11 protein-coding genes are annotated in these 22,163 nt (G+C 44.4%); 4 read left to right on the forward strand and 7 right to left on the reverse strand.

Annotated features, from left to right (window positions below):
* Positions 1–5: 5 nt before the first annotated feature.
* From MHI01_RS08790 to MHI01_RS08805, 4 genes are all read right to left on the reverse strand, one after another.
* Positions 6–533, reverse strand: coding sequence for a MarR family winged helix-turn-helix transcriptional regulator (locus MHI01_RS08790; protein ID WP_047842333.1), 528 nt, complete (start codon positions 531–533; stop codon positions 6–8).
* Positions 534–579: 46 nt separating this feature from the next.
* Complete coding sequence (locus MHI01_RS08795) at positions 580–1,389, reverse strand: alpha/beta hydrolase (protein WP_340982948.1); 810 nt, start codon at positions 1,387–1,389, stop codon at positions 580–582.
* Between the two features lie 463 nt (positions 1,390–1,852).
* Entirely contained in the window at positions 1,853–2,275 is a 423-nt protein-coding gene (locus tag MHI01_RS08800) for a hypothetical protein (RefSeq protein WP_340982949.1), read from the reverse strand.
* On the reverse strand, positions 2,272–2,901 hold the full coding sequence (locus MHI01_RS08805) for an LLM class flavin-dependent oxidoreductase (protein ID WP_340982950.1): 630 nt from the start codon (positions 2,899–2,901) through the stop codon (positions 2,272–2,274). Before MHI01_RS08805 ends, MHI01_RS08800 begins: the two co-directional genes overlap by 4 nt.
* A gap of 152 nt (positions 2,902–3,053) precedes the next feature.
* On the opposite strand from MHI01_RS08805, the gene pdxR reads away from it, so the two are divergent.
* Positions 3,054–4,469 carry a MocR-like pyridoxine biosynthesis transcription factor PdxR gene (pdxR, locus tag MHI01_RS08810; RefSeq protein WP_340982951.1) on the forward strand — a complete coding sequence of 472 codons (1,416 nt, stop codon included), beginning with the start codon at positions 3,054–3,056 and terminating at the stop codon, positions 4,467–4,469.
* Between the two features lie 137 nt (positions 4,470–4,606).
* Here pdxR and MHI01_RS08815 read toward each other — a convergent pair whose 3' ends face one another.
* On the reverse strand, positions 4,607–7,033 hold the full coding sequence (locus MHI01_RS08815; RefSeq protein ID WP_340982952.1) for a flavocytochrome c: 2,427 nt from the start codon (positions 7,031–7,033) through the stop codon (positions 4,607–4,609).
* Positions 7,034–7,046: 13 nt separating this feature from the next.
* Positions 7,047–7,661: an NADPH-dependent FMN reductase gene (locus MHI01_RS08820; RefSeq protein ID WP_127544281.1), complete on the reverse strand. Its 615-nt coding sequence runs from the start codon at positions 7,659–7,661 to the stop codon at positions 7,047–7,049.
* A 180-nt stretch (positions 7,662–7,841) separates the two neighbouring features.
* On the opposite strand from MHI01_RS08820, the gene MHI01_RS08825 reads away from it, so the two are divergent.
* Together MHI01_RS08825 and MHI01_RS08830 are read left to right on the forward strand one after the other, a co-directional pair.
* Positions 7,842–8,771, forward strand: coding sequence for a LysR family transcriptional regulator (locus tag MHI01_RS08825; RefSeq protein ID WP_340389916.1), 930 nt, complete (start codon positions 7,842–7,844; stop codon positions 8,769–8,771).
* 9 nt (positions 8,772–8,780) lie between these two features.
* A complete protein-coding gene (locus MHI01_RS08830) occupies positions 8,781–9,719 on the forward strand; it encodes an FAD:protein FMN transferase (protein WP_340982953.1) in 939 nt (312 codons plus the stop codon).
* Between the two features lie 144 nt (positions 9,720–9,863).
* Here MHI01_RS08830 and MHI01_RS08835 read toward each other — a convergent pair whose 3' ends face one another.
* Positions 9,864–17,888, reverse strand: coding sequence for an immunoglobulin-like domain-containing protein (locus MHI01_RS08835; RefSeq protein WP_340982954.1), 8,025 nt, complete (start codon positions 17,886–17,888; stop codon positions 9,864–9,866).
* Between the two features lie 420 nt (positions 17,889–18,308).
* Here MHI01_RS08835 and MHI01_RS08840 point away from each other — a divergent pair, with 420 nt between their 5' ends.
* Positions 18,309–21,929 carry an S-layer homology domain-containing protein gene (locus MHI01_RS08840; protein WP_340982955.1) on the forward strand — a complete coding sequence of 1,207 codons (3,621 nt, stop codon included), beginning with the start codon at positions 18,309–18,311 and terminating at the stop codon, positions 21,927–21,929.
* The last annotated feature ends 234 nt before the right edge of the window (positions 21,930–22,163 follow it).

Below are 22,163 nucleotides of genomic sequence, written 5' to 3' on the forward strand. Positions count from 1 at the left end.
AAATTTCAAGGTTGCGTTTCAGAGGAATCAATTCTGATTAACTTGCGCGCTTCCTGTTCTTTTTCACCATACCAGACGAGCACGTCGGCAAACAGATCCATGATGCGAACAAAGTTCTGCTTATCCGCTTCTGAAATCTGATCTGCATACTTGAAAATCTCATCAAAGCAAAGCTCCCTTACAAATTCGGTATACTTCGCATATACCTCGCGACCTTTCTCCGAAGGTTTGACGTAAATGTCTTTGCGGTTACCGCTTAAATGAAATTTTTCGAGCAGCCCTTTTTCCGTCAGATTCTTCACGTTCTTGGAAAATGTACTGCGGCTTACACCCAGACGTGCGGCCATCTCCGACATCTTCTCTTCCTTGTCCTCGGCTTCCAGAATGTATTCCAGCGTCTGAATCTGTGAAGCCGAGAACATCATGTCTGTACCATAACTTCGCTGCAGCTTATAGGTGTTCGAGTACGCATTACCGTATTTGATAATTTTCTCAATCAGTTCCCGATGATCGCCCATCCAATCTAATTTCATGCGTAATTCCTTTCATATTCAGATTCTCTCTCTTACTCTACTGAAATCAGATCCGTTTTTCAATCCATGTAATTGCTTCTTCAATAACATCATCACGAGTCGGTTCATTAAAGATCTCATGCATCAGATGAGCATAAATTTTGAGTGTTTTATCAGTTGAAGCGATATCGCCGTAAAAGTCACGGGAATCCTTTTCGCTGACCAGTCCATCATTGGCCCCATGCAGAACAAGCACGGGATCTGTAAACTGCTTGGCGTTCTCCTTGAGCCATGTTATTCCATTTCCCAGACAGTTAAATAAATCTACAGAGATCTGCTTTTCAACCAGTGGGTCATTCGCGTAAGCGGATACAACTGCGGGATCACTGCATACGCCGCTGCCCAGCTCATTCGGGAAATACGTGCCTGTAGGAAGTTCCATCGGCAGTTCTCCGGCAACTTTTGTATTGTAACGAGTGAGCGCTCCGGATAGTACGATGCCCTTGACCTTGCCTGGATATTTCGTTCCAAAGGACGAGGTTGCAAAACCGCCCATACTATGTCCGATGACAAACAGCGGAAGATCACCGCTCTCTTGCAATGCCGCCTCGACAATGACATGGACATCTTCAATAAGATGATCAAACTTTTTATAGAACGTACGCTGTCCCTCGGATCTGGCATGACCACGATGGTCGAAGCGATACACGCTAAACCCGCGCTGATTCAGCTTCTCTGTCAAATAATCGTAGCGCCCTGCATGCTCAGCTAGTCCATGAACAATGACTACTGTTGCCTTGGCATCACTAACTAAATTCTTACTAGAATACAGCCTAGTACCGTCAAAAGATTCGATTGTTGTTTCAATTATACTCATAATATTTCCCATCCCTCTCGTTACGCTCAAGCACCAAACAATTAAAATTCTTTAGCACAGGGCGTTATTCGTATACTTAAGAATGAAGTCCTTATAATTATATTTGATAAGAACAATATAGTTTCTTATAGAAACAATATTATCACCGTCGACATCCCTTGTCTATATTAAATTAAAGCGCTTACACAAAGATTGTGTCATACCTTTGGCATCATTCCTGATCTGCTGTATCGAGTCGATTTACAGCTTCATGCACGCACGCGGACTAAGCTACGCATTCGCTACCTGAACAATCCATAACGAAAAAAACGCCATAATATATTTCGTAATGACGTCTTTTTCGTTATGGTACCTAGGGGATCGAACCCCTGACCTTATCGCTGTCAGCGGATCGATACTCTTCTGATCGTTAACAGAAATGCGGAGAAAAGCCACTTGTGTCATCAGGCAATAATTTTATGCTCTACCACCCTGTAAACAACGGCTTCGGACCCACATGCGTAGGAAAGAGCGGCAATACTTCCTCTGCCAACTCCTGAATCACCTCAGCAGGAGGCCGACTCGAAAAATGAATGCCTAGTGCAGCATGATTAACTCCCACCGCTCGCCATTCCTCCAAAAGCTGAATCAAACCTGCCCGACCTGTACGTAATATGTATCCGCCACGAAGTGGTGTTCGCGGATAATTGACATCTTCCACAAGATCAATCCATTCGTTGGTCATATGCGGCTTGAACATGCCATTAGGTATTTTTTCACGCCAGGCACTAATCTTATGGCCAAGCATCTGAGGACCGGATTCGTTTGCCGTTGCTTCGGGATACGTAAGCCAGCCGTCACTGTTCTTCGCAATCCAATCTAAAGACTGCCTGCTTGAGCCTGTCACAACGAGCGGAATACCACCAGCTGCTGGTTTCGGGAGTAATTCAAGCCTTTCAATTGACCAAGAGAAGATTGAATTGCGCCAGTTCTATCCTGTATAAGCTCACGGAAAAACTCCACCGTCTCCCGGAATCGCACATCACGATGCTCCCTATCTATCCCATATGCCGGAAACTCAGCAGGTCGGTCGCCAGAAGCAATCCCTAACACAAGTCGTCCGCCCGAGAGTACATCAATGGATGCAGCTGCCTTGGCTAAATCAATCGGATGGCGAAGCGTGAAGATCGCGCTTCCTGTTACTAGGGAGACGTTTTTGGTTCTTGCAGCAAGATAGGCTAGATAGACAAATGGGTCAAATACTTGTCCAGCATCTCCAAAGCCGGGATCAAATAAAGGGACATCTCGCACCCATACGGCTGCAAAATTGCGTTGATCAATGCTTTCCACAAGGTCAGCTTGACCTTTTAGAACATCCATGTGTCCTTTATAGAATTTAAGTGGTAAAAACAGCCCTATTGTTAATTGGTCTGGGGCAAACATACGGCAGAAACCAGGGTGTTGATTGAAGTTTTCCACCGCTTGTGTTGACGGATTTTCTATTCGTTCCATAACATCTATAGGTTTGTTCATTCCTTCTCCTCCTACAACAATAGTAATCCAGTGCACTGATATCTTTTCAATTCGACCGGAACTGATATAATTGTAACCATCGATTGACCCCATAAGTAGTGACAACTCTCAACAAAATCATAGGGTCAGTTCTGGCAACAAGGAGGATTAGCATGATTGAGTTGACATTATTGTTGAACAGAGAGTCTGGAGATCCGTTATACACTCAGCTTTATCACTATATTAAGAAAGATATTTTGAACGGAAAGTTACCAGCCGATAGTCGTCTTCCCTCTATTCGTTCACTATCCAGTCACCTCCACATTAGCCGTAATACAGTCGATATGGCCTATCAACAGTTATTAGCCGAAGGTTATGTCCAGAGCAGACCTAGAAGTGGCTTATACATAATGGATTTGAAGCTGGAAGCATTGCCCCTGTCCCATGTAGTGAGTAAAAATTGGTTGGAAAACAGTATTCAGGATAGCCCTGAGATTCGATACAATTTTCGTTATGGTGACGTAGATGCCGAGCATTTTCCATTTGCCACTTGGCGCAAGTTATCCAATCAGAGCTTGCTCCAGAACCAAATGAAGTTGTTCTCTTATGGCGATCCTCTTGGAGAACCGGGACTTCGATCTGAAATTGCAATTTACCTGCACAGCTCTAGGGGAGTAAATTGTTCACCTGATCAAATTATAATTGGTGCTGGTGTTCAATACCTGCTCGGTGTGTTATCTGGATTAATAGATAACGTTAGTCATGGTATCGCGATGGAAGACCCGGGATATGACGGTGTTCGGACGGTTTTTCAACATAAAGGTCTAAACATTCATCCTATTCCGCTGGAAGCAGATGGTCTTCATATCCATAAGTTATACAAAAGCAATTCCCGCATCGTCTACATTACACCGTCACATCAGTTCCCCTATGGAATGGTCATGCCGCTGGCCAAGAGAATGCAATTACTAAAATGGGCAACAGATCAGAATGGGATCATTATTGAGGACGATTATGATAGTGAGTTCAGATATGTCGGCAAACCGATACCTTCCCTGCAAAGCCTGGATACTCAACAGCGAACCGTTTACCTGGGGACATTTTCAAAGTGCCTTCTTCCTTCATTACGAATTGCATATATGGTTCTACCACAGACCATGTTAGAGCTACACCGTAAACAAGACTACCGATTATATGATCAAACGGTCTCTCATTTTCAGCAGAACACCTTAGAGCTGTTTATGAGTAATGGACATTGGGAAGCCCACATTCGCAAGATGAGGAAGGTATATCGACAGAAGCAATTCACACTTATTTCAATGATTCAGAAGATGATGGGTGCTCAAGTTACCATCATTGGTGAGGATGCAGGACTTCATATTTTGTTGCGTGTACATAACGGAATGGATGAACACAAGCTGATTGCTACTGCTGAGAAGGAAGGTGTTCAGGTCTACCCGGTATCCCCCTTTTGGGCGCAACCAGCTAAAGCGGAGCAATCCATGGTTCAGATTGGTTTTGGTGGATTAAGTATTGAGGATATTACAGAAGGCGTATATGCCCTTCACCGGGCTTGGTTTGGGGTCTGAGAACATTCGTATTACCACGACCACAAAACCAAACCATTTCCACATCGAAAAAACCCGCAAAACACTCGAAAATCCTTGTGTTAAGCGGGTTCTTTACATATGGAACCTGGAGTGATATATATTTCTTAGGTTACATTCTAATCATTCATCTCATCAACAGCAGTCTTACCAGCGATTCGTCCGAAAGTAAAGATATCCGTCAAGGCATTACCGCCTAAACGGTTGCCTGCATGTATACCTCCTGCAACTTCCCCAGCCGCATACAGATGTGCAATCGGCTGACCATTTTCATCCAATACGCGGGTTTGGGTGTCGATCTTAATTCCGCCCATGGTATGGTGAACTGCCGGCTTTCTAGGAGTGGCATAGAATGGAGACTTCTCGACTTTTAAGCTAAACGTATCCTTATGGAACTCCGGATCAAAACCAGCATCCACATATGAGTTATACTTTTCAATCGTATTTCTAAGAACTTCAGGTTCCATATTGATTTTCACTGCCAGTTCTTCTATGGTGTCGGCTCTGAACAAGGTACCTGCTTCGACTTGACGGTCTATCTTTTCCTGGCTTGTGTTCGCTGCCGTTTTCTTGATCTCGTCATCCGCAATCAGGTAAAATAAACTTCCCTGCTCGATAGCTGCTTTCGTTAAGACATCTCGTCCAGAGAATTCATTAACAAATCGTTCTCCCTTTTTATTAACAATGACAAAGTTTTCAGGCGGTACTTGCAGTCCACTGAAGAGTTCGCCCGTATCCGGATCGGCTACCGGCATCATTTGAGTGAAGCCCATGCCTGTCAGCGCTGCTCCCGCACTCTTACCAAGCCATATTCCATCACCAGTCATCGCATAGGAATTTGTTGTTTTGATATCATCGTCAATATGGCTCCAGTACGTGTTATATTCCTTGAGCATCTGTGTATTTGCACCAAAACCACCACTAGCAAGCACAACCGCTTTAGCATGAATGGTAATTTTCTGACCATTGACACCTGTTGCGATAACACCTGTTATTTTTCCATCTTCGATGATCAATTGTTTGACCGGGCTATCTGTAATAATTTTTCCTGAATGCTCTTCTACATATTTGCTAAGTGCAATGATAAAGGCAGAGCCATAACTTTTGACTGGTTTATGGCCGCGACGCCAAAGGGCACCCACTGGAGCAAATACGATACTCTTATCATACTCAACCCCGATATCCTCAAGCCACGTTACACTTTCCAAGGCACGGTCTGTAAGTACTTTGACCAAATCGTATTGTCCATAGATCATGCTCCCATTCAGGTCTGTACGTTTGCCCCCAAAATACGTTTGCATTCTGTGAAGAAGTGGGGAGTCGAATAAATAAGCCTTTTCTGTGCCGAACTTATCCTGATACGCAGTAAACTCTTCTTTGAGTGCATGGAAATCATCTACATATTCTGGATGGATCAAGCTCTCATCGGTACTTAATAAATTCTCAATCGTCTGTCTTTCCCCTGGATTCTCAGTGAACTGTTGTTGCCATACAGGATCTGCAGCATTGACAGGACCACCTGAGCGGATCGTATTCCCCCCAACAGCAGGATATTTCTCAAGTACAATCGCACTTGCTCCTTGTTGTAAAGCTGTAGCAGCAGCACTGAGTCCTGCGCCACCTCCACCTACAACGACCACATCGCAAGTGTATTCTTCGTCATCTTTCATCTGGCTGCTAGCAGGTTTTGGACGTCTTTTCAGGATGTCAGGATTCACTCCGGCAAGCTTAACCGCTTTGGCTACACCATTGATGACAGCATTACTGGTTTCAGAAGCACCTGAGAGAGCATCTACATTAAGTGTCTGTCCCTCAATGATTTTATTCGGAATTCTTACAAAAACAACATCGGCGATGCCTTCGGTTTCACCCTTCGAATCGATATCGATGCTTTCAATTCTATTTTCACTAAAGGATACCTTCATCGGCAGATTGCCACTGTGACCTATAGCATTGATCTCATACACACCGGGATTATAAGTGAATTCTTCTTCTTCGTTCAACTGATTTGAAATTTTGGCAAACCGAAGGAACCGCAGGAAACATGTTTCCAGGAAATCGATCGTTCCTTCATTGTTCAGGTTGCCTGATTCGTCAAATGCTTTATGTGCGCTGCCAAGCAAAAATTCATACCCTGGCATCACGTTAGCTTCGACACCTGGTGCATCCAGGATTTGACGAAGATGCAGTTGTGCACGCGAGGAACCTTGTGTTCCCTGTGACGCACCTATGATCATCACGGGTTTGCCAGCCAGCGGATGGATTTCAAAGCTCAACCATTCCAACAGGCTTTTAAGGGATGAAGGGATGGAATGGTTATATTCTGGAGTCGCAATAATGACACCATCACTTGCGATAATTTTTTCATTAAACGATTGTATAATTACACTGTTTGTTTGGTTATCGGACTGATTAAACATCGGAACATCTGTAATATCGAGGATTTCAATGGCTGCTCTGGACTCAAAATGCTTTTGTATGAATTGAAGCAGCTTGCGATTATACGATTTCTTTGCATTTGTGCCAACGATCGCTATGATTTTCATTGTGATTAGCCCCCTACTCTTGCCAGGAAAATTTTTTCGTTTTTTTCTTCAACGTCCTTTTGGATAACAGTTCCGTAGTGATCTCCGTAAACAAAACAAACTCATTGAAGATTTCGTCAAGCTCGGCCACTTTTTGAGCGTCAATGAGATTACCACTGCTATCAAATGCACTCTGGGATTTTCCCAAAAGAAACTCGCTGCTAGGCATCATTCTCGCACCAAGCTCAGGCGAATCCAGGATTTGTCTAAGATGCGCTTGTGCCCTGGAAGAACCGAGCGCACCATGTGAAGCACCCACAATCAGAACAGGCTTGTCTTTCAAGGTTTGAGTGGTATAACTGATCCATTCCAGCGCACTTTTCAGAACGGCAGGGATTGCATGGTCATACTCAGGAGTAGCGATAATGACACCTTTCGCTTTAGAAATTTGATCTAATAAGTCTTGTACCTTCACAGGAATATCAACTTCAGCATCCTCTAATTCATCTTTTTCAATAAAGGCAGGCAAATCCTTAATTTCAAACAAGTCAATCTGGGCTTCACTAGCAAAATGCTTTTGCATAAATTGAAGCAGCATGCGGTTAGTTGACACATCCGAATTTGTGCCCACGATAGCTAAATAGTTCATCGTAATCCCCTCTCTGTCATTCGAGATGATGCTCGTAACTGTCAGGCTCAATCTTTCGGCCTAACTCTAACATATCAAAGCTCAAATGATCTAATAGTTATTCATTGCAGTTTGATAACTAATTTGTTATAATCACCTCAAATTCAAAGTTTGTTACTTTTTTCACAAGTGGTGAGGAACATGTCTAAGTTAGAATCTCAAGATATCTTGTGTTACATTGACAGCCTATTAAAATACAGCAACTATAGCAGGGCTGCACAATCCCTTTACATATCTCAGCCCTACCTCACAAAGGTCATCAAGAAAATCGAAATTGAGTTGGGCTGTGAGCTAATCACTCGCAACAAACTTCCGTACCGATTAACCGAGCAGGGGAAAATATATTATCAATACTTAACTTCACTCGAAAACAGCTACGCCAAGCTTATTAGGGAAATCTCATATGTATCGGATATTGGCAATAAGGTGATACGGATCGGCATTCTTCCGAGCCTCGGTGTGTACTTAACGCCCCTTTTTTTACCAGATTTTCTGGAGCTTCATCCTGCTTATAAAATTAATCTTGTCGAGGATTTACCTGAAAAAAATGAGAAACGTCTCCAAAATAATGAGCTGGACTTCTGGATCGGGCAAAATTCAAGCAGTATCTCCCCTAACTTGAACTCGTTTAACTGGGGCAGGCACAGTTACCAGGCCATCATTCCGCGTTGCTGCGAATTATATCAAGAGAATGTTGCAGTCATCCCGGAGGGCACAATTGAGATCAGCACCATTTTGAATCAAAAGCTTATTCTAACGTCCAAAGGTTCGGCAATCCGAAAACAGATTGATCAATTGCTCAGTGTCTATAAGGTACAGCCTAATATCGTTATGGAAAGCAATGAAATCTACACTGTACTCAAGCTTGCAAAGCATAATTTAGGTCTGACTTTTGTGCCTGAAAGCATCCATATCAAGGAGTGCCCTTCGGAATACAACATCTATCCTATCCCTGTAGAGAAGATGAGTCTGGATTATTTTATAGCCCATCATGGAGAAAAAAAGTTGAATAGCGTGGATCATGACCTCATCCATACTTTTCTCAATCACGGACAACAATGTGCAATATAGGAGGCTATCATGAAAGCTTTTACGAGAACGATACCGCTCATGGGAACGAACATATCCCTCTATATCGAGGGGACAGATGCTGAAGAGCTTGCCGAGGAAGCCGTGAATATGCTCATCCGTTATGAACAAGTATTTAGTGCCAACAGTCAGCAATCGCAGCTTGCCCTGCTAAAAAAAGAAGCCGCATCACATCCGCTTAGAGTAGACAAGGAACTGTATGATCTTATTAAGATAGGCAAAGAACACAGCCTGAATAAAGATTCATTTTTAAATATTGCGATAGGGCCTTTGATCAAATTGTGGAGAATTGGTTTCCGCGAGGCACATGTGCCGGAGGATACAGAGATTAAAGCGGTGCTGGAACTCTTGAATCCGGAGCATATACAGCTTGACGATGAGCTGCAAACGGTCCATTTATTCAAAAAAGGCATGGAAATCGACCTTGGAGCGATCGCTAAAGGTTATTTTGCTGATCAAGTTATGTCATTTTTCAAGAAAAACGGAGCTACATCAGCTATGGTCGATATGGGCGGCAATGTTCTGGTTCATGGCGATTCTCCCACCGGGTCCAGTCACTGGAAAGTTGGAATCCAAAATCCCTTTTTACCTAGAGGAAATGCAGCAGCACTCGTTAGTATACGGGAGCAATCCGTCGTTACATCAGGAATATACGAGAGAGTTTTAGAGAAGAAAGGGGGTCAGTACCATCATATATTTAACAGCGGAACAGGCTATCCAATCGAAAGTAATATCGCTTCTTTAACGATTATTGCGGATAGATCACTCGACTGCGATATATATACTACAGAATTATTTGGGTTAGATGCGGTCTCCATTATTCATAAAGTTAATAATATGAAGGATATCGAGGCTGCCGTAATCACGACGGATGGAAATCTGGCCTATACCGATAATCTTAGGGGAAGAATTGAGCCCGTATTAAGGTAAAGTTAACAGCTACTTCTTTAGGCCAGGATCTAACGGCTTTTCCTGCTCACTGATTAAACAGATAATAAAGTGGACGGAACAAGTTCTTCCGCCCAACTTTATTATCTGAGTGAATCAATAGCAACTGCCTTATAATTAACGTGTCTACATCAAACCCAACAAATTATAGATCATCACTGCTGCTTCTGCACGGCTAGCATTCTTCTTCGGTGCAAACTCATCGTTACCTACACCGTTTATTATGCCTGCTCCCTGTATTGCCTCTACCGCTTGCTTCGCATAACTTGCGATGTTTGCTTCATCCTTGAAGGCTGCAGCTTCACCACTTGCTAACGCTAGTTGCTTAATTTGGATCGCCTTGTATACCATAACCGCTATATCTTCTCGTGTAATGTTCTCATGAACTCCGAATCGTCCATTTGGTTTCCCGTTCACAATCCCCAGCTTCTGCGCGGTTGCGATATTTCCATGGTACCATTCTCCTTGCTTCACATCACTAAAACTTGTCGTTGCGCTCTCATCCGATAGCTCAAACATATTCATCAGCATGGTGATGAATTCTGCTCTTGTCACTTGACCATTCGGATTAAACCCACCGTCGCCTACACCCTTCACAATGCCTCTTGCTCCCAATGCTGAGATCGCGTCCTTCGCCCAGTCTTGGTTCACATCCTTAAAGCTCGTTGCAACATACGCTACCGTATACTTGCTTAGATACGTTGGCTTGAACTCTACTTTTCCTGTCGCTGCATTGTATTTACCATTCGTCACCACTCTTAGCTCTCCGTTGTCCTTCACATCGTATACAACGACGTTGTTTGGATTTTCGTTAGCCTTTAGTGTGTATGGCAATTCAATCACGAGATCATCTCTGCCATCAAACTCTGTAAGTTTCTTACCATCAATCGTTAGCTCAATATCGTATACGACCTCACCGTTCAGCTGAGCTTGTGCGCCAGCTGGCAGTTGATTAGCTGCAATTTTCTTAATCGACAATCCTAACGTTTTCCCTGCACTTGTTCCTGTTCCAAGCAGTTCGGTTGCCACTGTTACAACTGCAGAGCCTATGTTGATCTCGATGCGATCTACCGTAGAAGATCCACTTGTTAAGCGCGCATCTACTGCGAGCTCCATCGTTAGCCCGTTCAAGCTCTCATCTGCTTCAACTCGCATGTGTAGCTTACCGCCTGTCGTTTGATCAAGCGCACGCTTCATTGTATCCGCACTTAACTTCACTTCAGAAGTACCGCTCTCATTTACAACTGGTTTAATGTTTATTTGGCCGTTGTCCATGACCACTGGCTCATTTCCACCTGGAGCTGGTGGTACTGTAGGTGCAGGAATGTTACCGTCACCGCCACCATTTCCATTACCACTGCTTGGTGCTTGTGGTGTTCCATCAACCAATGGTGTTACCGTTACCGTAGCGCTAGATGATAAACCACCATCCACTGTAGTTACTGTAATCCTTGCTGTTCCTGGTGCCACCGCTGTTACTTGACCTGTCGCACTTACAGTCGCTACAGCTGTATCGCTAGAGCTCCATGTTACTGCTTTTTTCGTTGCATTAGCTGGTGTTACCGTAGCTGTCAATTGCCCTGATTGACCTTCTACGATTGACAACGTCGTTTTGTCCAAGCTAATTCCGCTAACGGGTACGTTCTTCCCGTTGAGTGCATCATACTCACTTTGTGTAATTGGAATTACCGTTCCGTGACGCGGACTAGCTGGTAAGTTGTAGTTAGAAGATAATGTCCAGACACCTGATGCAAGATTTGTTGTCTCGAATGGAACATAACCTCTTCCACCAAACTCATCTACGAATAAATACCATTTTTCATCGGTATTCGATTTGAAGATCGTTGGACCCTCAACCCATTTGATGTTACCAACGCCTTGATTAATCATCTTGAAGGTTGGATCTAAGATCGAGTCACCGACCTCTTGGAAGATCATCTTGCCAAATGGAGCAGAATCTCCGTTGTTTTGCTCATCTTTCGTAAACCGATACACTTTTCCTTCATGCTCAATCATCGTTGTGTCAATGATTGAATATCCATAATCCAAATATACTTGCGGTTCAGTAAACGTATAGAAATCTCTTGTCTTGCTATACATCATTTTTTGATAAGCATCGCCTGTATGAGATGCATCATCAAACATTCTTGATGCCCAAAATACGATATATTCACCCGTTGTCTTGTCGTACATAATTTCTGGTGCCCATGTATTACCCGCTTCTTCCGGTGCAACCTCTACCATGCGTTGATCTGTCCAATTGACTAGATCATTCGATTCCCAAACCATAATGGAACGACTGCCCCATGTCTGTGCTCTACCCCAGTTACCATTGCCGTTAATTTTCAGATCGGTAGCGATCATGTAGAACTTATCACCTTCAGGCGAACGAATAATGAACGGATCACGTACCCCCTTCTCCCCTAAGGTAGAGGTCAATACAGGTTTACCATTATTCAATTCTCGCCAGTTCAACGGATCATTACCGTTACTTAGTGCAAAGTAAACTTGCTCCCCTGTTGCAGTACCTTCTCCAGTGAAATATGTGAAAAAGTATCCCGCATATTTTTCATCAGCAGGCAGTTCCTTCACCTTCGCAATAAATTCCTTCGTCGTGGATGCTGAATTTAATGTAATCGTAGCTGTAAGCTTCACGTCTACATTTCCACTACCGTGTGCCGGACGTTTTACTTCTCCAGTAACTGAAACAACGTTTGGTAGAACAGAAGCCCAAGTAATCGTTGTTCCATATAGTCCAGATGTTGGTAATGATATATGACCTCTTACATCATTAATGTTATGAACGACTAGCGCTACTTTTGCTTCATCTACAGAAGTGACATCGTTTGGCAATGCCTTAACCGTCAACTGAAAAGCTTTGTTAACTGTCTCTGTACCATCTGTAAATACTGCTGTTAACGTTACTACTTGATCACCTGTTGCGTTAGCTGGTCTGGTTACGGCACCTGTAGTTGAGATGACATTCCCCTTATCTGAAGTCCAGCTTATTGTCGTGCCATAAGCACCTGATGTTGGCAATGTTACATTGCTTATAATCGTATCTTTTGATGCATTAGCAGCAAGAAGATCATGAATCGTTAATTTCTCTGTCGCAGCCGATACAAGCATGCCCTCCATTTTAGCAATCTTCTGATCTGAATGGGCCTTAAGTGATGTAATATCTGCCGTAGTCATAGCACCATCATAGATTTGAAAGTCTGCAATCATACCTCCGAAGTATGGATCAGCTGTATAGAATGACTTACCGATGGTTCCACTACTGCCTGAAGTATTTTTTATTTGTTCTAGTGTCATTCCATTCGTTGAGCCTGATGCAACAGCAACACCATCGATATAAAGCGTTAGTGTACCATCCGTGCCTGAAACAACAGTCGTAACTACTTTCCATTCATTATTCTTTAAGCCCGTGGTAGAAGTTGAAGACTCATTATTCCAAGCATTCGTCGCGATACCTAAACGAGCTAGACCATTAGCGTTATAACGTGGTGTGAAATACGTATAGTGGGTATTATTGTTTGGTCTTCCTAATGCATATAACCACTCGGCAGCGTTTTTACCGCTCCAGTTCACAATGGATGAAACGGTCATATCCGTTAATCCATCGAGAACTCCTTGTGGCAGTTCTACATAAGAGTTAGTTGTGCCACCAGTAAAGCTTAGTACACCAGCATCTTGTGTACGAATCCATTCTGCTTTAGACGGATTCATCCATTTTCCATTGAAGTTTCCTGTTTGGTCAATAACCGTTGCACCATCAATATCATCCATATTGTAGTGAAGAATGAGCTCTGCCCCAGATGGCTGCTCTACTGGAGGAGTAACGTCTTCATCAGCTAATGTTGCAATCTCTTCAACGGATAATGCACGATTATAAATACGGAAATCATCCAATTTACCATCAAATAAACTATGAGAGCTGTTTCTCGATTTACCAATATAATTCATCGTTGTTTCCAGTAACATTCTCGGCTCAACGTTAAATGTCGAGCTACGTTTAACCTCTTGACCATTCACATACAATACGGCATCAAATTCATCCATTGTAATTGCAACATGCTGCCAAGTCTTCGTTGGTAATAACCCGGAATTTCTCACCGCATATTTATATTCTGATCCCAGTCGCGTGCTGTCATTGCTAAATTTCTCTGTAAAAGGGGTTACGACAGCGAACTCTAGACTACCTGTATCACCTTGTGTGCTCAAGTACATGGTGTTGCGGTTAACCTGTCTGCCTGTGTCGGAAGCAAAATCAAATATTCTTTGACTTGCTTGATTTCTGTCCATTTGAACCCATGTAGAGAACGTAGCCTTCTCAAGATTCAAGGATTGAATCAAGTTATCTGGCAGCTTCACATATCCTGTTGATCCATTAAGCTCTAGTGCACCACCCGTTTTACCAATACGATCCTCTTCATTAATCGTTGCTCCACCTACTAGTGTTGCGTGATGACCATTGCCAGAAATGTCATTCACCATTGTACCATTCACTGTATTTGCATCAAATGAGTAATGTACAACCGGGTCTGTTGATGGTGCTGGACCTTTCCAGGCATACTTCTCTTGCAAAGCATCATACTCTGCACGTGAGATTGGAATTACGGTTCCGTGTCGTGGTCCTGGCGGAAGTGCATATTTATCACTACTTAATACATTGTTCATATATTGTGTGCTACTATCCAGATCTGTTGTATATCGAACATGATATGGCCATGAATCAAGGAACAGATACCATTTGTCTTTATTATTATCTTTAAAAATCGTTTGCCCTTCGTTGTTGCCATTATTTCCGATCAAGCCAAGTTTATTATCACGTGTACCCGGAACAGCGTCGTATTGAAGGCCGTTTGCTGCAATACCGTCCTTGTCATAGTAAAAAGTTGGTGCTTTCTCCACATACACTTTAGTATTCACTTCTGATTTGGTGAATCGGTACAACATATCATTATGCTCAATAAACGTTGTATCAATTGTCGGAAGTGACTCATCAATCATGACCTTTGGCTCCGAGAAGTTGTAGAAGTCTCTTGTTGTTGCGTAGTACATCACATTGTACTGACCTGCAGGTCTTCCGTTATAATCACCATATGTCTCTGTGTTTTTCATCGATGATGCCCAAAATACGATATACTCTCCAGTTACTGGATCATAGATAGCTTCTGGTGCCCACGTATTTCCTCCAGTCTTAGGAGCAACCTCGATCATACGTTGCTCGCTCCAATGAACGAGATCCTCCGACTCCCAAATCATCATGTAATGACTACCCGTAATTTGAGCTTGGTCGAAATTTGTACTTTCGCCCATTTTCAAATCGGTTGCCAGCATATAGAATTTATCCCCTTCTGGTGACCGAATAACAAATGGATCTCGAAGTCCTTTTTCACCCATATCAGATTGAAGGATCGACTTACCGTTATTCAAGCCTTTCCAGAACAATGGATCTTCTGCTGTAGCGAAGGATATCTCTTCACCACCCTCATATTCACCTGTAAAGTACGCAAAGAAGTAAGCATCATGCTGCACTGGCGCAATTGCTTGTTTAATCGTAACGTTAAACGTAAGCTGTTTAGAAGCTGCACCATTCGTAATTGTAGCTATTAGCGTAACGGGCGTATCCGTAGCTTGACGGCTTACCCAGCCTAGCTGTGTAGCGTTACCAGCCGCTTCAGCCGTTCCTTTAATAACTGCCGGTCTGCTAGATACCCATGTAATTGTGGAGCCTTGTTCACCTGTAGCAACAAGACGTAAGTTACCTTTAACGTTGTCAGCATTGTAGATCTCTATTTGTTCAGCGTCCAGATCAACCTTCTGCTGATCATCGAATTGCTTCAAGATCGTAACAGGGAATACAGCTGTAGTTGATACGCCTTGATACGTTAAAGTAGCCGTAAGCTCTGCCTGAACATTATCTGCTTGAACAGCTGGACGTTGTACAGTGCCATGGTTAGAAATGACAGTAGGATGACTGGAACTCCAAGTAATGCTCACGCCGTTTTTACCGCTTGTCGGTAATGTAACGTTTCTTGTTATCTTATCGGTGCTTTTATCGCCTTCACCTAAGTAACGACTGATGTTGAGTTGATTCGCTGCATCATCAACAGTCAGCTGACGTATTTTTGAGATGTGAGTTGCTCCTTCTTGTTGATATAACTCGCCTACTTCTTGGTCTGTCAACGCGCGATCATATACTCGAAAATCAGCTACGCTACCTTGAAGGTATGGATCGTTTGAGAAGATTGATTTACCGATAAAGCCAGAGAAAGTAGCATCCGGATTAATAATTTCTGACAGCTTTAGTCCCTTTGCATTACCCGAAGCAACCTTAGCTCCATCCACGAATAACGTTATCCTATTGCTAGCTTCGGACAAGGACACCGTTACATGCTTCCACTGCCCACCGATAAGGTTTGAGTTTGCGCTACCTGTAACTAATGCTTCGTTCGGCCAGCCATTTTTAGAGATACCTGTGGCAATCATATTACCTGATCCACTACCGTGACGTGGTGTTACGAAGAAATATTTGTTCGTTTCTGGTGTTAATACAGTACCCAAACCGAAGATCCAGCGATTCGTCCCATCATTCGTCCAGTTCACGATTGAAGATACTGTAATCTCATTCAGACCGTGTAGTAGATCTAGTCCATTTGAGCCCTTAGGAATCTCAACATGCCCACTATTAGATGTAGAGCTTCCACCATTGAAGGAAACAAAGCCAACCTCACTGTTTGAAATGAATTGTCCATTGTTTGGATTTCTAAATATTCCGTCAAATGTAACTGCCTTGTTGGCAACATCCTTCAGTACGAGTTGACCGTCTACTTCTTCAGTCGTCTTCATGTTGTAATGAAGAATAAGATCATCTTTTAGCGATTTTCCCTTAACGGTAACGGCTGATGTAGCTGTAAACTCTCCATCTTCAGTCTGTACCGTAATTGTGACTGTACCTTCACTAACAGCTGTAACTTTACCCGTTGAATTGACAATCGCTACACTGGAGTCACTAGATGCCCAGATAACTCTTTTATTTGTTGCATTTGAAGGTGAAATAGTAGCTACTAATATCTCGCTGTCCCCCGCTGATAAAATAAATGTAGGTTCATTAAGCAAGACATTCTTAACGGCAATCTGCTCAATAGAGTCATCCTTAGGTAGTAAGGTAACAATAAACTCCTTCGTTGCCTGGCTTCCACCTAAAGAAATGGTTGCAGTTAACGTCACTTGTTGCTCCATTTCTCGTAAGAACACTTCCCCGGTTGCACTAATCGCACTCTCATCACTAGAAGTCCATGAGATCATTGCGCCATTCTTATCTTGAGTAGGCAGTTCAAGAGATTCTGTAACTGCCGATATATCACCTAACGTTAACTCTATTTTGCCTTGTTGTATTTGCTTTTCATTAAACGATTGTTCATATACTACAGCGATATCTTCATTATCTAGTGCCTCTCCGTAAATTCTTAAATCTTGAAAGCTGCCTGCAAAAGTAGCATCCCCTAAATAATTGGAGCGACCGATGTAAGCATGCAAATCCGTACCAAAACTTGCTGTTGTTTTCTCTTTGGCGGTCGTGCCTATACTTACACCGTTAATGTAACCTGTAATATAGCGTTCTGTAATGACCGTCGTATAGTGAACCCATTGACCTTCGTACTGTGACGTAGAAGTGCCTGATACCCCTACCTCAGTCGTCCAAGGCTGGTCAACATTATTGTTATTCGTAAATACTGACTTAAAATCACCACTTGGATTCGATGGATTAAACATCCAGTAATTCGTTGGCAAGTTATTGCCAGCTGCTGGAGTACCGTAGAATAATGCTGAGTAGTTCCCACTTCCAGTGTTGCTCTTGATCCATACAGATATCGTTGTATTTTCTTGATTATCAAACATACCAGTAGGAAGCTGAACGTAGTTCGTATTACTATCTGTTCCCCCAGGTAGAGTGAGACCATCGGTGTACGTAATGTTTCCTACGGCCGTTCCATGCTTTTCATTACCTGATATATCCTGTACATCCTCAAGCAATGGATAATGCGCCAACATCGTTGGTGTTATTGTGTCCGCTGAAGCTTGATTGCTAAATGGCAGAACAAGATTAAACCAGCTACTGAAGGTCATAAGTAAAACTAACATTAGGATTGTAATTTGCTTCCGCATAGCATTCTTCCCTTCGATTAATTTTCAGAAGCATACAACCCATATCTCTCACCTATAAAACCAGACCACCTCGCTCAAGGAAATAGAGATACTTTTTTTAAAAAAAGAATGCGCTTACATTTCTTCTCATATTACGTCTTCAACACTTCCAATTCAATGTAGTATCTTGTTCATAAGGTGGAATTTTTTATTGCAATTCCCGCAAACTTCAACACTATCCCTATGCTTCGAAGTAATCGTTTTCATTCTTAATATACTCTATAGGTAAATTAAAGGATTGAACGCCTGATAAACATAATATATATAGTTGGGCGCTTGTCATATGGACAACGTGTCCGAATACGATGCGGTAAGCCATGGGCACACCGAATCGAAAAATAAGGAGGATTTTCATTTATGCCAAAACGATTTAGCAGAATGCTCGCGTTCCTCTGTTGCTTGGTAATGGTGGTGTCATTAATGCCTACCAGCTATGCCGCCGCCACTGACAACATCGAGAACGCAGAAGCGAATGAAACACCCACCGCCATTTTTGGAACTCCCGAACTCGGGTCAAACGACCCACTCTGGGGCCAGACCATGGAGCATCACATCAACAAAAGCACTGTGCCCGCCGATCCCAGACCCCATGCCACGGGCACAGCCAGAATCCTTTGGGACCATGACTACCTGTATTCCAGAGTAGTTGTGAATGACAGTAATCTATATCAGGGAGCTGGCGGAGATCACCAGTACGACAGCCTGGAGTTTTATGTCGGCACCGGAACCGGAGGCTCAAACCAATGGCGCGTTAGCGCGACGGGTGTGTTTTCAGGGCAGGCCGCTCCGGGCAGAGCTGCATGGACCCAGATCACGGAAACAGGATATATCGTGGAGATGAGAATACCCAAAAGAACCTTGACCTTGGAGGAGGGCAAGCTTACCTTTGAGGTTTATATTAATAACTCAACAGAAAAGGGCGGTGACCGCTATGAAGTCGTTTCCAGTTTCGGAGATCCGGACGCGGCTTACACCAGCGCTGCTTCTTTTACAGACAGCCTGCAGCTCTCTTTAGCCAATGAAGTGGACACCAGATTCTCAATCACCGCCACTGCGGGACCGGGCGGCCGAATAACGCCGAACCCACCCGGCGATGTTCTGAGAGTAGATCGGGACTCTAACAAAGAATTTACGTTTACCCCCGATTCCGGCAAAATGGTGGATACCGTAACGGTAGACGGCGAGACCGTGACTCTATCTGCTGGCACTTATACCTTTTCGAATATTGAGGCTGACCATACAATTCACGTAACATTCAAAAACGATCCGGACGCGGGGATACTTCCCTTTATCGTATGGAATGACAACTTCGCCAGTGGCGAGTACACAACGGCTGTCATCATTGACTTAGGCGAGGGGAAGGCAGCGTTAGGCTCCGAGCTTAATCCGGGCTTGTTTACCTTGTCAGCCAGGAACACAACCCTGAACGGCGAAGCGGTGACCTTTGAAGGAACGCGCAAGATCACAAGGGTATACGCTAATGACGAACCGAAGGTACGCGGCTATCTGGGGCCGGTAAGCAATTCACCGGATTATCAGGACGGACTGGCAAGCGGCCGTTACATCGTAGTTGAATCTGAGTTTTATTCAGCGAGCGGCGGCAAAACAACGCTGGATGGCAGCAGTAACTCGACAAAGCAGGTTTACAACATCGTCCCAAACGGAGAGATCGTACTTACAGAGGGGAGTCCACTTCGCAACGTGGTTTTTGAACAGGAAAAAGTTGTGAATCCGATCCTTGACAAGTTTACAACATTCACGGACAATTCGGTCAATCGCTCGCTCTACCTTCACAAGGATGAAGACGGTAAAGTGATCAAAGGATTGCCGCTGTATGTTTATACTCACGGCATGTCACGCGGCGGCACAAACGCTGCGACAGACCAAAAAGCGGCCATGAAATCCGCCAACGGCTCGGTCGCTCTAATGAAAAAAATGGAGAAAAATCCTGACAAGTACGCCAGCCATGTACTGAATATTTCCTATAATGGCGTATCTGTTCCCTCAACAGAGAATGTTAAGAAGGTCATAGACGCCCTGATTGCCAGCGGCGAAGTAGACCCTAATCGTGTTTACGCGGCGGGCTTCTCATGGGGCGGCCAGTATACAAACAACTTAGTTAACAGCCACCCTGGCTTCTTCGCCGCCGCCGCACCTATGGCCCCGGTAAGCGGTTCACCGAATGCTAAGGACAACGACGCTCACAACAACCTGGCCTATTGGATGTTTTTAAATGCTCATAATGCTGGAGGCTACCAGACTAACCTCAATAACTTCATAAATAACAATATGCCGAAAATGATCAACGCGAGGGCTTCGCGCTTTGAGAGTAATGAGGTCCTTACGTGGCCCTACAATCAATTTGATCAGCCAAATCTGAGGCCTAATCCGGCCAACACACCTGTTCTGGCTGATTACATAGCCCACGAAGTTGAAGCGGCGGTTCTTTACAACCAGATAACTATGGGGAATTGGAGCATAGCTCCCACGGCGCAGTCCTCTAACTTGCCGGCTTGGAACAATGACTACACAGACGTCTTTGATTGGATGTTCGCGCAGAGAAAACCGGTCGTGCCAGGTGCTCCGAGCGGCTTCAAGGCGACAGCCGGTGACGGACAGGTCACATTGAACTGGACCGCCCCTGCTGACGACGGTGGCAGTGCGATCTTGGGCTACAAGGTATGGTATGGCAACGGGACGCCGATTACACTGGATGCGACGGAGACCAAATATACCTTCAAGAACCTGACAAACGGCCAAGGCTACAACTTCACCATCATCGCGGTGAATGCAAAGGGCGACGGCGCGGAGATCAGTGCGACGACGACGCCGATGAAGACGACGACTCCCACTGTGCCTGATTCTGGCGGCAATACGGGCAACACCGGAAATACCGGCAACATCGGTAATACGGGCAACACCGACAATACGGGCACCGGGACAGACGCTGGAACGTTGAAGTCGACCTACACAGTGAATACACCGAAGGATAAACCCGCGATCACAGACAAAAACGGCAACACCACCCTTCCCGGTGGCGGCGAGATTGCGACCAAAGGCGGGACGAAGATTAAGGTACCCGAAGGCACATCGATAGACTCAAACGGTAAGTTAACCATTCCGGCAGACAAGAGCGCCGAAGTGATACTACCCGGCGACAACAGCACAGTGACCATTTCGGGAGGATCGACGATAGCGAGCGACGGTACGGTTACAGTAGGCGGCAAAGACGCGCATGTGACCCTGCCCAACGGCAACCGTGTGGATATTCACGGCGGATCGAAGATACGGAGCGGCGGAGCGGTTGTGGTAGGACCGAGCGGCGCAAAAGTTAGCTTAGATAACGGCATGTCGCTGAACATCCGTGAGGGTACGGAGCTGGCATTTGATGACGCCACCCCACTGGGCTTCCTCGTGATATCGGGCAATCCTTTCAGGGATGCCAACATGGACGACTGGTTCTACAGCTATATAAATTTCGCCTACACATACGATCTTTTCAACGGCACGACGTCCACAACGTTCTCACCCGGCACCGCAATGACACGTGCAATGTTCGTGCAGGTACTGGCCAATCTTGAAAATATAAACCTCTCCAGCTACACGAGTTCCCGCTTTAACGACGTGACAGAAGGACAGTGGTACACCGCGGCAGCCGAGTGGGCGGCCGAAAAAAGCATAGTCAACGGTACAAACGCAGACCTGTTTGACCCCAATTCACCGATGACGCGCGAGCAGATGCTGGTGATACTGTACAACTACATGAAGTACAAGGGCTATGAGATACCTGAAAGCCAGGCTAAGTCCTTCACGGACGAGAGTGAGATCAGCTCCTGGGCATTGGAGGCCGTTCAGGCGCTGCGGGACGTCGGCATTGTATTAGGCAAGCCGGATAATCGTTTTGCTCCCAAAGCCACCGCCACCCGCGCCGAAGTAGTCACGATCTTTGTAAGATTCGTCGAATATCTGGCTAACTGAAAGCGTATACAGAAAAATGCAGACCCTTCCGGTTGGACAATATCCAGCCGGAAGGGTCTCCTTGTTTTCAAACTGTACTTTTTTTGACAACTCCACAGTCAGGACTTTAAACCCTCGATTTTTGCATCTAGAATATTCGTTAACAGGCTCGTCACCAAGTCCAAAAATTCTAATTAATTAATGCATGTTCTGATTTATTTCACCACAAAAAAACGCCATCACAATAATGTGATG

Origin of the sequence: Paenibacillus sp. FSL M7-0656 (genome assembly GCF_038003225.1) — a bacterium.
Lineage (GTDB): Bacteria > Bacillota > Bacilli > Paenibacillales > Paenibacillaceae > Paenibacillus > Paenibacillus amylolyticus.

Coding starts and splice junctions, on each gene's coding strand:
- MHI01_RS08790 (WP_047842333.1), bottom strand. CDS start 533: ATGAAATTAGATTGGATGGGCGATCATCGGGAACTGATTGAGAAAATT.
- MHI01_RS08805 (WP_340982950.1), bottom strand. CDS start 2,901: ATGAACAAACCTATAGATGTTATGGAACGAATAGAAAATCCGTCAACA.
- MHI01_RS08830 (WP_340982953.1), top strand. CDS start 8,781: ATGAAAGCTTTTACGAGAACGATACCGCTCATGGGAACGAACATATCC.
- MHI01_RS08835 (WP_340982954.1), bottom strand. CDS start 17,888: ATGTTAGTTTTACTTATGACCTTCAGTAGCTGGTTTAATCTTGTTCTG.
- pdxR (WP_340982951.1), top strand. CDS start 3,054: ATGATTGAGTTGACATTATTGTTGAACAGAGAGTCTGGAGATCCGTTA.
- MHI01_RS08795 (WP_340982948.1), bottom strand. CDS start 1,389: ATGAGTATAATTGAAACAACAATCGAATCTTTTGACGGTACTAGGCTG.
- MHI01_RS08820 (WP_127544281.1), bottom strand. CDS start 7,661: ATGAACTATTTAGCTATCGTGGGCACAAATTCGGATGTGTCAACTAAC.
- MHI01_RS08840 (WP_340982955.1), top strand. CDS start 18,309: ATGCCAAAACGATTTAGCAGAATGCTCGCGTTCCTCTGTTGCTTGGTA.
- MHI01_RS08815 (WP_340982952.1), bottom strand. CDS start 7,033: ATGAAAATCATAGCGATCGTTGGCACAAATGCAAAGAAATCGTATAAT.
- MHI01_RS08825 (WP_340389916.1), top strand. CDS start 7,842: ATGTCTAAGTTAGAATCTCAAGATATCTTGTGTTACATTGACAGCCTA.